Annotated in this window: 12 protein-coding genes and 1 pseudogene; 4 read left to right on the top strand and 9 right to left on the bottom strand. The window is 66.6% G+C overall.

Going from position 1 to position 14165, the window contains the following annotated elements; all coding sequences use genetic code 11:
• The coding region (locus MSZK_RS14565; protein ID WP_233211314.1) for a multifunctional oxoglutarate decarboxylase/oxoglutarate dehydrogenase thiamine pyrophosphate-binding subunit/dihydrolipoyllysine-residue succinyltransferase subunit at positions 1–3489 on the top strand (3489 nt) is incomplete at its 5' end.
• Between the two features lie 87 nt (positions 3490–3576).
• Here MSZK_RS14565 and MSZK_RS14570 read toward each other — a convergent pair.
• Positions 3577–3954, bottom strand: a complete 378-nt coding sequence (locus tag MSZK_RS14570) for a DUF732 domain-containing protein (protein ID WP_099248910.1) — start codon at positions 3952–3954, stop codon at positions 3577–3579.
• A gap of 103 nt (positions 3955–4057) precedes the next feature.
• On the opposite strand from MSZK_RS14570, the gene MSZK_RS14575 reads away from it, so the two are divergent.
• A complete protein-coding gene (locus MSZK_RS14575) occupies positions 4058–4888 on the top strand; it encodes an SDR family oxidoreductase (RefSeq protein WP_099248912.1) in 831 nt (276 codons plus the stop codon).
• Positions 4889–4892: 4 nt separating this feature from the next.
• Here MSZK_RS14575 and MSZK_RS14580 read toward each other — a convergent pair whose 3' ends face one another.
• Entirely contained in the window at positions 4893–5735 is an 843-nt protein-coding gene (locus tag MSZK_RS14580) for a glycine betaine ABC transporter substrate-binding protein (protein ID WP_099248914.1), read from the bottom strand.
• Between the two features lie 23 nt (positions 5736–5758).
• Positions 5759–6919 carry an NADP-dependent malic enzyme gene (locus MSZK_RS14585; protein WP_099249007.1) on the bottom strand — a complete coding sequence of 387 codons (1161 nt, stop codon included), beginning with the start codon at positions 6917–6919 and terminating at the stop codon, positions 5759–5761.
• Between the two features lie 145 nt (positions 6920–7064).
• On the opposite strand from MSZK_RS14585, the gene MSZK_RS14590 reads away from it, so the two are divergent.
• The gene (locus tag MSZK_RS14590) at positions 7065–8168 is read left to right on the top strand and encodes a magnesium and cobalt transport protein CorA (RefSeq protein ID WP_099249009.1); all 1104 of its coding nucleotides are present in this window, start codon (positions 7065–7067) and stop codon (positions 8166–8168) included.
• Between the two features lie 14 nt (positions 8169–8182).
• Here MSZK_RS14590 and MSZK_RS14595 read toward each other — a convergent pair whose 3' ends face one another.
• The 6 genes from MSZK_RS14595 to MSZK_RS14620 form a co-directional block, all read right to left on the bottom strand.
• Entirely contained in the window at positions 8183–8779 is a 597-nt protein-coding gene (locus tag MSZK_RS14595; RefSeq protein WP_099248916.1) for a suppressor of fused domain protein, read from the bottom strand.
• Complete coding sequence (locus MSZK_RS14600) at positions 8780–9952, bottom strand: ABC transporter ATP-binding protein (RefSeq protein WP_099248918.1); 1173 nt, start codon at positions 9950–9952, stop codon at positions 8780–8782.
• Between the two features lie 11 nt (positions 9953–9963).
• A complete protein-coding gene (locus tag MSZK_RS14605) occupies positions 9964–10788 on the bottom strand; it encodes a carbohydrate ABC transporter permease (protein WP_199203342.1) in 825 nt (274 codons plus the stop codon).
• Between the two features lie 14 nt (positions 10789–10802).
• The gene (locus MSZK_RS14610) at positions 10803–11702 is read right to left on the bottom strand and encodes a carbohydrate ABC transporter permease (protein ID WP_099248922.1); all 900 of its coding nucleotides are present in this window, start codon (positions 11700–11702) and stop codon (positions 10803–10805) included.
• Positions 11699–13111, bottom strand: coding sequence for an ABC transporter substrate-binding protein (locus MSZK_RS14615; RefSeq protein ID WP_099248924.1), 1413 nt, complete (start codon positions 13109–13111; stop codon positions 11699–11701). Before MSZK_RS14615 ends, MSZK_RS14610 begins: the two co-directional genes overlap by 4 nt.
• Positions 13112–13288: 177 nt before the next feature.
• A complete protein-coding gene (locus MSZK_RS14620; protein ID WP_099248926.1) occupies positions 13289–13804 on the bottom strand; it encodes a general stress protein in 516 nt (171 codons plus the stop codon).
• A 151-nt stretch (positions 13805–13955) separates the two neighbouring features.
• Between MSZK_RS14620 and MSZK_RS32370 the strand changes: the two are divergent.
• Positions 13956–14165: pseudogene (locus tag MSZK_RS32370) on the top strand (hypothetical protein); the annotation flags it as partial.

Consider the following 14165-nt stretch of genomic DNA (forward strand, 5'->3'; position numbering starts at 1 on the left):
GCCAAGGCAGCGCCGGCGGACAACGGGGCGGCAGCCCCTGCTGCCGCCCCGGCCAAGCCGGCCCCCGCCAAGGCTCCCGCACCCAAGGCGGCCCCCGCCGACAACGGCGACGACACCCAGGTGTTGCGCGGCGCGGCCGCCGCGGTCGTGAAGAACATGAACACGTCGCTGGAAATCCCCACCGCGACCAGCGTGCGGGCCATCCCGGCCAAGCTGATGATCGACAACCGCATCGTCATCAACAACCACCTCAAGCGCACCCGCGGCGGCAAGGTGTCCTTCACCCACCTGCTCGGCTATGCGATCGTCCAGGCGGTCAAGGCGTTCCCCAACATGAACCGCCACTACGCCGAGATCGACGGCAAACCGAACTCCGTTACCCCGGCACACACCAACCTGGGCCTGGCGATCGACTTGCAGGGCAAGGACGGTAAGCGCTCGCTGGTGGTCGCTGCCATCAAGAACTGCGAGAGCATGCGGTTCGGTCAGTTCATCGCCGCCTACGAGGACATCGTGCGGCGCGCCCGCGACGGCAAACTGACCGCCGAGGACTTCGCCGGCGTGACGATCTCGCTGACCAACCCCGGCACCATCGGCACCGTGCATTCGGTGCCGCGGCTGATGGCGGGCCAGGGCGCGATCGTCGGCGCCGGGGCGATGGAATACCCCGCCGAATTCCAGGGCGCCAGCGAGGAGCGCATCGCCGAACTCGGCATCGGCAAGCTCATCACCCTGACGTCCACCTACGACCACCGGATCATCCAGGGTGCGGAGTCGGGCGATTTCCTGCGGACGATCCACCAGCTGCTGCTCTCCGATGATTTCTTCGACGAGATCTTCTTCGAGTTGGGCATCCCGTACGAGCCGGTCCGCTGGCGCACCGACAACCCGGATTCGATCGTCGACAAGAACGCCCGGGTGATGGAACTGATCGCGGCCTACCGCAACCGTGGGCACCTGATGGCCGACATCGACCCGCTGCGGTTGGACAAGACCCGGTTCCGCAGCCACCCCGATCTCGACGTCAACACCCACGGCCTGACGCTGTGGGACCTGGACCGGGTGTTCAAGGTCGACGGGTTCGCGGGCAAGGAATACAAGAAGCTGCGCGACGTCCTCGGGCTGCTGCGCGACGCCTATTGCCGCCACATCGGTGTGGAGTACACCCACATCCTCGAGCCCGAGCAGCAGAAGTGGCTTCAGGAGCGCATCGAGGTCAAGCATGAAGGGCCGACGGTCGCCCAGCAGAAATATGTGCTGTCCAAGCTGAACGCCGCTGAGGCCTTCGAAACCTTCCTACAAACCAAATACGTGGGCCAGAAGCGCTTTTCCCTCGAAGGCGCCGAAACCGTCATCCCGATGATGGACGCTGCGATCGACCAGGCCGCCGAGCACGCACTCGACGAGGTCGTCATCGGCATGCCGCACCGCGGCCGGCTCAACGTGCTGGCCAACATTGTCGGCAAGCCCTATTCGCAGATCTTCAGCGAGTTCGAGGGCAACCTGAACCCGTCGCAGGCGCACGGCTCGGGCGACGTCAAGTACCACTTGGGCGCCACCGGCAATTACATCCAGATGTTCGGCGACAACGACATCGCGGTGTCGCTGACCGCCAACCCGTCGCACCTGGAAGCCGTGGACCCGGTGATGGAAGGCATCGTTCGGGCCAAGCAGGACCTGCTGGACAAGGGCACCGGCGATGACGGCTTCACCGTGATGCCGATGATGTTGCACGGCGATGCGGCCTTCGCCGGCCAGGGCGTGGTCGCCGAGACGCTGAACCTGGCGTTGCTGCGCGGCTACCGCACCGGCGGCACAATCCACATCATCGTCAACAACCAGATCGGCTTCACCACGTCGCCGCAGGACTCGCGCAGCTCGGAGTACTGCACCGACGTCGCAAAGATGGTGGGAGCGCCCATCTTCCACGTCAACGGCGACGACCCGGAGGCGTGCGTCTGGGTGGCGCGACTGGCGGTGGACTTCCGGCAGAAATTCAAGAAGGACGTCATCATCGACATGCTGTGCTACCGCCGTCGCGGGCACAACGAGGGTGACGACCCGTCGATGACCCAGCCGTACATGTACGACGTCATCGACACCAAGCGCGGTGTCCGCAAGTCCTACACCGAAAGCCTGATCGGCCGCGGCGACATCTCGATGAAAGAGGCCGAGGACGCGCTGCGCGACTACCAGGGCCAGCTCGAGCGGGTCTTCAACGAGGTCCGCGAGCTGGAGAAGCACGAGGTCGAGCCCAGCGAGTCGGTCGAAGCCGACCAGATGATCCCGCGGGGCATGACCACCGCGGTGGACAAGGCGCTACTGGCCCGGATCGGCGATGCGCACCTGGCGTTCCCCGAGGGCTTCAACGTGCACCCGCGGGTCAAGCCGGTGCTGGAGAAGCGCCGCGAGATGGCCTACGAGGGCAAGGTCGACTGGGCATTCGCCGAATTGCTGGCGCTGGGAACGTTTTTGGCGGAGGGCAAGCTGATCCGGTTCTCCGGTCAGGACACCCGTCGCGGCACGTTCACCCAGCGGCACGCGGTGATCATCGATCGCAAGACCGGCGCGGAGTTCACCCCGCTGGACCTGCTGACGGTCAACCCGGACGGCACGCCGACCGGCGGCCGGTTCCTGGTGTACGACTCGGCGCTGTCGGAGTATGCGGCCGTCGGCTTCGAGTACGGCTACTCGGTGGGCAACCCCGACGCGCTGGTGCTGTGGGAGGCGCAGTTCGGCGACTTCGTCAACGGTGCGCAGTCCATCATCGACGAGTTCATCAGCTCCGGTGAGGCCAAGTGGGGCCAGCTCTCCGACGTGGTGCTGCTGCTGCCGCACGGCCACGAAGGTCAGGGACCGGACCACACCTCGGGCCGCATCGAGCGGTTCCTGCAGCTGTGGGCCGAAGGTTCGATGACGATCGCGCTGCCGTCGACTCCGGCGAACTACTTCCACCTGCTGCGCCGGCACGGCCTGGACGGCGTGCATCGTCCGCTGATCGTGTTCACACCCAAGTCGATGCTGCGCAACAAGGCCGCCGTCAGCGACATCCGCGACTTCACCGAGCAGAAGTTCCGCTCGATCCTGGAGGAGCCGACTTACACCGACGGTGAGGGCGACCGCAACAAGGTCACTCGCATCCTGTTGACCAGCGGCAAGATCTACTACGAGCTGGCCGCACGCAAGGAGAAGGACAAGCGCGACGACGTCGCGATCGTCCGGGTCGAACAGCTGGCGCCGCTGCCCAAGCGGCGGTTGAGCAACACGCTGGACTCCTACCCGAACGCAGCAGAGTTCTTCTGGGTCCAGGAGGAGCCGGCCAACCAGGGCGCCTGGCCGACGTTCGGGCTGACGCTGCCCGAGTTGTTGCCCGAGAAGCTGACCGGGATCAAGCGGATCTCCCGGCGCGCCATGTCGGCGCCGTCGTCTGGCTCGTCGAAGGTGCACGCCGTCGAACAGCAGGAGATCATCGACGAGGCGTTCGGCTAGCTCCAGGGTCCGCGAGTGTGCGGTCTGATACGCCGCGACCGGCGAGTCGCGGACGAAACCGCACGCTCGCGGACGCGGCTGAGCGGTCTAGAAGCCGAAGTTGTTCAGCAGGTCCAGCGGGATGGGCGAGTTGCCGTTCGCCAGGTCCTGCATGGCGCGCGGGCACAGGAACGAGACGGCCAGTCCGGTGAACATGGTGGCCGGGCCCAGCGGCCGGCCCAACCGGTCGGCGACGGTCGAGGCGATGTCAGCGGTGTTCTGGCTGCGGTCGGCGAGCAGCGGGCAGATCGACTGGCCGAGCTCCACGGCCTGCCCCGGATCGATCCCTTCGAGGCCGCTGGCAGAGCTCAGCGCGTTCAGGAAATCGTCGGTGGTGGTGTCGGCCTGGGCGGGGGCGGCCAGCGCGAGCGCGCCGGCAATCAACCCGGCAACGGTCGCGGCACCAGCCATACGGCGAAACGTCATGCCCTAAGCATCGCGGTCGGGTATCCCGCTGTTACCCGCGGGGTGCCCACCCGATACCCTGGGTCCCATTAAACACGCGTCAAACAACTCGGAGGAGTCGTTCATGCAGGGGTTTGCCGGGAAGGTAGCGGTGGTCACCGGAGCCGGGTCGGGCATCGGTCAGGCACTGGCGATCGAACTGGGCCGATCGGGCGCCAAGGTGGCCATCAGCGACATCGACACCGAGGGGCTGGCGGTGACCGAGGAGCGCCTCAAGGCGATCGGCGTCGACGTCAAGGCTGATCGGCTGAACGTCACCGAGCGGGAGGCCTTCCAGGCGTACGCCGACGGCGTCAAGGCGCACTTCGGCAAGGTCAATCAGATCTACAACAACGCCGGGATCGCCTACTCCGGTGACGTCGAGATCAGCCAGTTCAAGGACATCGAACGGATCATGGACGTCGACTTCTGGGGCGTCGTCAACGGCACCAAGGTGTTCCTGCCCTACCTGATCGAGTCCGGCGACGGCCACGTCGTCAACGTCTCCAGCCTGTTCGGCATCTTCTCCGTACCCGGCCAGGCCGCCTACAACTCGGCCAAGTTCGCCGTGCGTGGCTTCACCGAAGCGCTTCGTCAGGAGATGATCCTGGCCAAGCACCCGGTGAAGGTGACCACGGTGCATCCGGGCGGGATCAAGACCGCGATCGCGCGCAACTCGACCGTGGCCGAAGGACTCGACCAGGCCGCGATGGCCAGCGCCTTCGACAAGAAGCTGGCCCGCACCACGCCCGAGCGCGCGGCGCAGATCATCCTCGATGCGGTGCGCAAGAACAAGGCCCGCGTCCTCGTCGGTGCCGACGCCAAGATCCTCGACGTCATCGTGCGGATCACCGGATCGGGCTATCAGCAACTGTTCTCCACGGTGCTGCCCAAGCTCGCTCCGCCGATGCGCTGATTCCTCAGCGCCCCAACGGGTGTCCTGACAACCATTCCTCGGCGACCGAGCGGGGGTCGCGGCCCTCGGCGACGTGTTCTCGCATGTCGACCAGCGAGCCGGTGTCGAGCACGCCGGCGAGCTCGTTGATCGCGCGCACCGCACGATCGTCGAGTTCGTTACGCCGGTAGAGCGGCAGGATGTTCTCGGCCATCACCAACGCGGGTTTACGGTCGGCCAGCACGACAACATCGCTGGGCACCCCGGTCTCTGCGGTGGATGTCCACGCGGCGGTGATCGTCCCGGCCCGAAGCGCCGCGAACAGCGTTGCCTGGTCTGCGAATTCGCGTACCGGCGGCAGCGCGCAGTCGCCGACCGCACTCGGCACTCCCCGGGTGTGCGCCACAGCGCCGACACGCAGCCCGGCGCAGTGCCGCACCAGGGCGGTCAGATCACGACTGCCCCACGCGGCGGCCGTCGCGTCGGTCACGGCCAGCGCGGGCTTGTCCTCGGCAGCGGTGGTGTAGTCCCCCGCCGCCACGCCTTCCGGGAGCACTCCGAGCACGGCGCGGTACACCTGGGAATCGGAGCGGACATTCGTGCCAGGCGCGAACGTCTGAAGCAACCGGCCGGTGAATCCCGGGACCACGTTGACGTCCCCGGAATCCAGCGCCGCCAGCGGATCCGCGACGACCTGCACGTGAGCGGCGCTGCCGTAGGAGCGCAACGCCGCGGCGTACAGGTTGGCCAGCAGGGTGTCCTCGGGGTCGGCGGTCGAGCCGACGGCCAGCGACGGGCCCGGCGACGGCGATCCGCCGCACCCCGCGATGACAAGAACCAGCAGCCCTATCAGCAGCCGGCGAAACATCGTCGGCCTCAACAGGTCTGGACTCAGGACTCGGATGCCGCTGCCACCGCCGCGGCCACCGTCGGGCCGACTCGCGGATCCAACGGGCTGGGCACGATGTGATCGGCCGCCAGATCATCGCCGACGACGGAGAAAATCGCCTCTGCCGCAGCGACTTTCATCTTCTCGGTGATCCGCCGCGCACCCGCGTCGAGCGCACCGCGGAACACCCCGGGGAAGGCCAGCACGTTGTTGATCTGGTTGGGGAAGTCGCTTCGCCCGGTCGCCACGATCGCGGCATGCTTGCGGGCCGCGTCCGGGTGGATCTCGGGGTCCGGGTTGGACATCGCGAACACGATGCCGCCGGGGGTCATCGTCGCGATCAACTCCTCGGGCACCAGGCCCGCCGACACGCCCATGAACGCGTCGGCACCGTCGAGCGCCTCGGCGATGCCACCGGTCAGACCGCGCGGGTTGGTCCGCGACGCCAGCTCGGCCTTGACCGAGTTCATGTCGCTGCGGCCGGTGTGCAGGATGCCCTGGCTGTCCAGCACGGTGATGTCGGTGATGCCCGCGGCCAGCAGGATGTTGGTGCACGCGACGCCCGCGGCGCCCGCACCCGACATCACCACCTTCAGGCTGCGCATGTCACGGTCGAGGCACTTGGTCGCCCCCATCAACGCGGCGAGGACGACGATCGCGGTGCCGTGCTGATCGTCGTGCATCACGGGGCAGTCCAGTGCCTCGATGAGGCGCCGCTCGATCTCGAAGCAACGGGGCGCGGAGATGTCTTCGAGGTTGACCGCGCCGAACGTCGGGCGCAACCGGATGACCGTCTCGACGATCTCGTCGGGGTCCTTCGTGTCGAGCACGATCGGGATGGAGTCCAGCCCGCCGAACGTCTTGAACAGCGCGGACTTGCCCTCCATCACCGGCAGCGACGCGGCGGGACCGATGTCGCCGAGGCCCAGTACGGCGGTACCGTCGCTGACGACCGCAACCAGGCGGTTGGCCCAGGTGTACTTCTTGGCCAGCGTGTGGTCGGAGGCGATCGCACGGCTGACCTGTGCCACACCCGGGGTGTAGGCGATCGACAGCGCGCGCTGGGTGTCCAGCGGCGCCTTCAGCTCCACGGACAGCTTGCCGCCCACGTGAGCGGCGAAGATCTCTTCGTCATCGATGACGACGCGGGGGGTACTCACCATTTCGGACACGGCGTCAGGGTACTCGCCCCCAAAACCTCACCGACCAGGGTCTCCCCGCCGTGAACCGCGCCGACGACGCTACCGGCGCGTAACATTTCCGCGGGGCCGGCAGGGCCCCGCCTGCCGCTCGAGGGAAGGTCGGATGATGCCGTCGTTCCGTCCGTTGCCGCCGTCGCTGCTCGGTCCCGGCCGAGCCGGCCCATCCGAAGTCGACGCCCGGCGCATCCACGTCCCGGTGGCCCGGGCCATGGTCGACTGCGCGATCTACCTCGACGGCGAACGATTGCCGGGCAAGTACACCCATGCGGCGGCGCTGGCCAAGGTGCACGAGCTCACGGCAGAAGGACAACGGGCGTTCGTATGGCTGGGTCTGCACGAGCCCGACGAGCATCAGATGGAGTCGGTGGCCCACACCTTCAACCTGCATCCGATCGCGGTGGAAGACGCCGTGCACGCCCATCAGCGACCCAAGGTGGAGCGCTATGACGACGCGCTGTTCCTGATCGTCAAGACCGTCAAGTACGTGCCGCACGAATCGGTTGCCCAAGCCCGCCAGATCGTCGAGACCGGCGAGATCATGGTGTTCGTCGGGGCCGACTATGTGGTGACGGTCCGGCACGGCGACCACACCGGGCTGGCCGGGCTGCGCCATCATCTGGAAGCCGAACACGTCCAACTTGCGCTGGGCCCCTATGCGGTTATGCACGGTATCGCCGAGCACGTCGTGGAGAGCTATCTCGACGTGGCCCGCCTGATGGAATGCGATATCGACACCATCGAGGAAGAGGCGTTCTCCCCCGATCTCAAGACCGATATCGCCCAGATCTACATGCTCAAGCGCGAGGTCGTCGAACTGCGTCGTGCGGTCGGTCCGCTGACGGCCGCACTGCAAAAGATCACCACCGACCACAAAGATCTGATGACCAAAGAGGTCCTGCGCTACATGCGCGACGTGCTCAGCCTGCAGAGCCAGGCCGGGGACCAGATCTCGAGCTACGACGAGTTGCTGAGCTCGCTGGTGCAGGCCGAACTCGCCAAGGTGGGCCTGCAGCAGAACCTCGACATGCGCAAGATCTCGGCGTGGGTCGCCATTGCGGCGGTCCCGACGATGATCGCCGGAATCTACGGGATGAACTTCGAGCACATGCCGGAGCTGTCCTGGACCTGGGGCTATCCGGCCGTGCTCACGTTGATGGCGACAGTCTGCGGATTCCTCTATCTGAACTTCCGCCGCAACCACTGGCTGTAGTCGCGGCGGTCGGCTCAATTCGGCTGCGCCGCGCGCCGGTTCGGATCGAGGATGTCGACTCCGTCATCGAGCCAGGCCTGCCGCATCGCCTCGGCGCCTTTGAGCCGCACCCAGGCGGCCTCGGTCTGAGTGACCGGCACCGCGGCCAGAAACTTCACCGGGTCTCGTGGCGCCTCCAGTGGCAGCTCGGCGATGGCCGAATCGCCAAGCAGCACAGCCGTGAACGCGGAACCCTCCCACAGCGGTGCGGACAGATCGATCAGCGCATCAGCCACCAGCACGACGCCCTCCACGGCGGGTGTGGCGGCCACCACGGCCAGGGCGCGCGCCAGCCCGGTCGTCGGGGCGGTGGCCCGCAGGCTCAGCACGACCTCGGCGCGGGGGCCACGCAACGGGTCGGCGACATCCGAGGTCGGCTCGGCCATCGGATGGCGCGAACACCCAAGCGTCACATAGTGAGCCACCCCGTCCGGCGCCGGCCCGAACCGCAACACATCGATCCGTTCGAGGCCGAGGAATGTCACACTGGCCGAATCCGGCTCGGTGTCGATGCCGGCCTCGGCGAAGTGGCGGCGCACATGCTCGCGGACCGGACCCAGGGACTGACTCACTTAGGCCGGCGGGGGGATCGTGAGGTTCGCCCCCGTGTCGGCGTCGAACACGTGCAGTTTGGTGGTGTCCAACGCCAACTCCACGGTCTGCCCGACGACGGGCTTGGAGTCCGCCGACAGCCTCGCCACGAACTCGTTCTCGCCGGCACCGGATTCCGCGGCCAGTTCGGCCAGCTGGGCAGACTTGGCGCCGTCACCGGAGGTTGCGAAGTAGACGTACTTGTCCGCGCCCAGCGACTCCACCAGGTCGACCTTCACGTCGAAGGTCAGCGCGCGGATGCGCTCGTAGGCGTCCAGTAGGGCGGCGTCCTCGAAATGCTCGGGCCGGATTCCGACGATGACGTTGGCGGGCTTGGGGTGTCGGCCCACCACATCGGCGACCTCCGGACTCAGCGTCACCTCGCCGAACGGCAACCGCAACCCCATGTCGGACAGCGAGGCCGGGAAGAAGTTCATCGACGGTGAACCGATGAAACCGGCGACGAAGAGATTCGCGGGCTGCCCGTAGAGCTCCTCCGGGGTGCCGATCTGCTGCACCTCGCCGGCGCGCAGCACCACGACACGGTCGCCGAGCGTCATCGCCTCGGTCTGGTCATGGGTGACGTAGACGGTGGTGGTGCCCAGCCGGTTCTGCAGCCGGGCGATCTCACCGCGCATCTGCACGCGCAACTTCGCGTCCAGGTTGCTCAATGGCTCGTCCATCAGAAACGCCTTGGGCGCTCGGACGATCGCACGCCCCATCGCGACCCGCTGGCGCTGGCCACCGGACAGCTGGGAGGGCTTGCGGTCCAGAAGATCGGACAGGTCGAGGATCTTTGCCGTCTCGGTGACCTTCTGCGCGATCTCGGCCTTGCTGAGCTTGGCCAGCGTCAACGGGAACGCGATGTTCTGGCGGACCGTCATGTGCGGGTAGAGCGCATACGACTGGAAGACCATCGCGATGTCCCGGTCGCGGGGAGCCTTCTCGTTGACCCGGCTGCCGCCGATGCGCAGCTCACCGGAGCTGATGTCCTCCAGCCCGGCGATCATGTTGAGCGTGGTGGACTTTCCGCACCCCGATGGCCCCACCAGGATGACGAACTCGCCGTCGGCGATCGTCAGGCTGAGGTCCTTCACGGCGACAGCACCGTCCGGGTAACTCTTGGTGACATGGTCCAGAACGATCTCGGCCATCGAAAACCTCGCTACCCCTTCACCGCGCCGGAGGTCAGCCCGGCGACGATCCGTCGTTGGAAGATGAGAACGAACACGATGATCGGCACCGTGATCACCATCGCGCCGGCCGCGATCGAACCCGTCGGCTCTTCGAATTGCGAACTGCCGGTGAAGTTCGCGATCGCCACCGGGGCGGTGATCGCGGCGTCGGTGGCGGTCAGCGACAGCGCCAGCAGCAGGTCGTTCCACGCGAAGATGAACACCAGGATGGCGGCGGTCACGATCCCCGGCGCGGCCAGCGGTGCGATGACCCGGCGAAACGCCTGCGCCGGTGTGGCACCGTCCATCTTGGCGGCCTTCTCCAGATCCCAGGGGATCTCCCGGAAGAACGCCGACAGCGTGTAGATCGCCAGCGGCAGCGCGAACGTGATGTAGGGGATGATCAACCCCGGCCAGGTGTCGAACAGGCCGAGTCGCCGCTCGATGTTGAACAGCGGTGTCACCAGGGAGATCTGGGGGAACATCGCGATCAGCAGTGCGGCACCGATGAGCGCTTTTTTGCCGGTGAACTCCAGCCGGGCCACCGCGTAGGCCGCCATGCCGCCGATCACCACCGCGATCACCGTGGTGATCAACCCGATGCCGATCGAGTTGATCAGCGCGGAGCTGAACGCGTTGCCGCTGAAGATCCCCTTGTAGTTGTCGAAGGTGATCTGCGACGGGATGAATTTGCCGTCCTTGACCGACGACGTGGGCTTGAGCGACAGGCTCAGGATCCACAGCACCGGGAACAGCGCGTAGATCACCACGAGTGCGTCGATGACGACCCAGCTCACCGCCCGCCGGGTACCCACCCGCTCAGACATCGCTAGCGCCCCTCGTTGTCCGTGCCGGGCGCCGAGGCGCCGAACAGCTTGATGTAGATGAACGCGATGACGGCGACCGACAAGAACACCAGCACGCTGATCGCGGAGCCCAACCCGATGTTGAACGCCTTGAACAGGTTGTCGTACCCCAGGATCGACACCGATGCGGTGTCGTTCGCGCCGCCGGTGAGCACGTAAATGTTGTCGAAGATCCGGAATGCGTCTAGCGTGCGGAAGACCAGCGCCACCAGGATCGCCGGTTTGATCAACGGCAGCGTGACTTTGATCAGCCGCGTCCATGGCCCGGCGCCGTCTACCTGGGCAGCCTTGAGCAGGTCCTCCGGGACCAGCGCGAGCCCGGCCAGCAGCAGCAGCGCCATGAACGGCGTGGTCTTCCACACCTCGGCCAAGATGATGACGGCCAGCGAGGGAATCTGTTGCGTCAGTGGGGCGCTGCCGTCGGGAAGCAGGTTGGCCAGATAGCCGGTGCCCGGAGTCCAAGCGTAGTACCAGCTGTAGGAGGCGGCGACGGTCACGATGCCGTACGGAATCAGGATCGCGGTGCGCACCAGACCTTTGCCGAAGATGGTGCGGTGCATGACCAGTGCGAGCGCCATGCCCAGGACGAACTCGATGGCCACCGAGATCACGGTGATCACCAGTGTGATCACGAACGCCGTCCACCAGTACTTGTCGCTCAAAATGGTCTGGTAGTTCTCGAACCAGATGAACTTCGTGTCGGCCGGGCTGGCGAGGTTGTAACGCTGCATGCTCAGCCACAGCGCGTACACGATCGGGTACGCGGTCACCGCGAGCATCAGGACGACGGCCGGCGTGATCAACAGATAGGCGAGCCTGCGCTGCGAGCGACGATCGTCGCTGCGAGCCGTGGCGGCGGTCATGGGATCAGCCCCTTCCCGTCGATCGCCTTCTGCACCTGCTCGGTGAGCTCGTCGGCGGTCCTCTCCGGGTCGATCTGGGTGATCGGGGCCAGCGTGGCCGAGATACGGGTCGACACCGCCTGATAGTTCGGGGTCGCCGGGCGCACCGCCGCAGTGGTCAGCTGGTCGCGGATGATCGCGTACTGCGGGTATTTCTTCTGGAACTCCGGGTCGGAGTAGAGCGAGGTGCGCACCGCCGGCAGACCACCCTCGATCGAGGTGTACTTCTGATTTTCGAGGTTGCGGATGCAGCGCACGGCTTCGAACGCCTCAGCCGGATGCCGGGTGGTCTTGGCCACCGCGATGTTCAGCCCACCGAGGGTGACCTTGGTGGGTTGGCCCGGGATCACACCGGGATACGGGGCGAACCCGAACACCTCCTTGGCGGCATCGAAGGCGACGGTGAACTGGTCGTCGGTCGGAGAGAAGGTGCCGGCGTCGTTGATGCTGCCCGCCAGCTCCGGCTTCTCGTTCAGCGGCAGGAACGGCACCCCGCCCTTGACGGCGTTCTCCAGCATCGAGGCGAACACAAACGGCCAGTTGACCTCCAGCGCCGCCTTACCCTGCTCGAGGGCCAGCCGCGCGGTTCCCTCGTCGGTCTGGGTGACCGACGGATCGGCGCCCGGCGCAGTGGCCACCGCTTTGATGATCTGCAGCGCTTTGACCGTGGCGGCCCGGTGCTCGGGGGTGTCGGTCAGGGTGACCCGTTTGCCGTCGCCGGAAAGGACCTGTCCCCCAGCACTTTCCAGCAAAGTATTGAACCAGACCACCAGACCCTCGTACTGCTTGGCCTGGACCGCGATCCAGCTCGGTTTCCCCGCGGCGTGCAGACGGGTCGCCTCGGCGACCATGCCATCCCAGGTGTCCGGCGGCGGCGCCACCAAATCTGCTCGATACCAGAGCAACTGGGTGTTGGTGGTGACCGGCGCGGCATAGAGCTTGTCCTGCCATTTCGCGGTCTCCAGCGGGCCGGGCAACGTGTTGTCGGTGGCGTCCGCTTGCGCCTGTCCTGCCGGATCCTCGGAAAGTGGCAACGCCCAACCCGCCTCGGCGAACTCCGCGGTCCACACCACATCCAGTGCCATCAGATCGAGCGTGCGGTCATTGCCGGTCAGCCGCCGCGCGAGCTGCAGACGCTGATCGTCGGCCGCCTTGGGCAGGCTGCGCTGTTCGATGCGGAAGCGCCCGCCGAGTTCGTCATTGCACCGTTTGGCCACAGCGGTGAACGTGGCGGTCTCACTGGCCGGTGTGTAGAAGCTGACGACGATTCCGTGATCGGCGGAGCCACACGAGGTCACCACCGATGCGGTGGTGACGGCGGCGATGGCGGCCGCGCCCACCCGTCGAGCGCGCGCGCCTGGGCTTGCCACGGCAACCGCCTCCCGTCTCCTCGACTCGTGGCGCAACCGTCCGGGTTTCGGCGCATGCTGCATCACGGCAGGGCATTGCCCCGTGGCCCAAACCGTAGAACCCCGGGGCCGTGATGTGCAACACTGCCGCGCCGTAGCGGCCCAAATCGTGACCGCGCCCGGCGCTGCGGGTGGTGTCTAAATCGTCAAGCGCGCCAGCATGTCCCGCGCCTTCTCGGCGCTCTGCGGATCGCAGAGTACGTCGTATCGCCCCGCCACCAGCTGCATGGTCGAGCTGAAATCCCTTGTGCCACGCGCCATCGCGTAAGGAACAGCCGACGTGATGAGGCCGAAGATCACACCAGCGACGACACCGGTAATCAGCGATGCCCACGGGTTGGGGCTGAAGAATCCCAACACCAGGCCGATGAAGATGCCCAGCCAGGCGCCGGTGATCACGCCGCCACCGAGCACCTTGGGCCAGGACAGCCGGCCGGTGACTCGCTCGACCTGCATCAGATCCACGCCGACGATGGTGACCTGCTGAACCGGGAACTGCTCGTCGGACAGGTAGTCGACGGCCTTCTGCGCCTCGGCGTAGGTGGGATAGGAACCGATCGGCCAGCCCTTGGGCGGCGTCGGCAGGCTCACGGGCCCACGACGAGCCGCGGCGGACGAACCGCCGGGGTTCTGACCCGGAAAGGGGGTGGTCATATCTGCACATTCTCCTGTCGTGCGTGACGGTTGTCGCGTCGTGGCCGCCCGCGCGTGGCGGCCCGATGCCTGCTCAACGCGGCACCGCAGGCGATGGTGCCCCACCGCGAGCCAGTCCCGCGCCACCTGCACATACGCTAGGTTGAACAGCATGACAGCTTCCGGCGGTGACTCCGGCGAAAAACCCCAGAACGCGGGTGACCAGGAGCCTTCCGGCGGGACCTACGAAGCCCCGCCGATCGAGCAGGAAGATGCCACGCCGGCGCACGGCTTTCACGCTCCGTCGGGGGACCAGCCCGCTCCGGCGACCTACTCCGGCTATGAGGCACCCAGTGCGTTTCCGCCGGCGGGCTATCCGACG

This window comes from Mycobacterium sp. shizuoka-1, from assembly GCF_002723835.1.
Lineage (GTDB): Bacteria > Actinomycetota > Actinomycetes > Mycobacteriales > Mycobacteriaceae > Mycobacterium.

Coding starts and splice junctions, on each gene's coding strand:
- MSZK_RS14620 (WP_099248926.1), bottom strand. CDS start 13,804: ATGACCACCCCCTTTCCGGGTCAGAACCCCGGCGGTTCGTCCGCCGCG.
- MSZK_RS14590 (WP_099249009.1), top strand. CDS start 7,065: ATGCCGTCGTTCCGTCCGTTGCCGCCGTCGCTGCTCGGTCCCGGCCGA.
- MSZK_RS14575 (WP_099248912.1), top strand. CDS start 4,058: ATGCAGGGGTTTGCCGGGAAGGTAGCGGTGGTCACCGGAGCCGGGTCG.
- MSZK_RS14585 (WP_099249007.1), bottom strand. CDS start 6,919: ATGGTGAGTACCCCCCGCGTCGTCATCGATGACGAAGAGATCTTCGCC.
- MSZK_RS14570 (WP_099248910.1), bottom strand. CDS start 3,954: ATGACGTTTCGCCGTATGGCTGGTGCCGCGACCGTTGCCGGGTTGATT.
- MSZK_RS14600 (WP_099248918.1), bottom strand. CDS start 9,952: ATGGCCGAGATCGTTCTGGACCATGTCACCAAGAGTTACCCGGACGGT.
- MSZK_RS14610 (WP_099248922.1), bottom strand. CDS start 11,702: ATGACCGCCGCCACGGCTCGCAGCGACGATCGTCGCTCGCAGCGCAGG.
- MSZK_RS14580 (WP_099248914.1), bottom strand. CDS start 5,735: ATGTTTCGCCGGCTGCTGATAGGGCTGCTGGTTCTTGTCATCGCGGGG.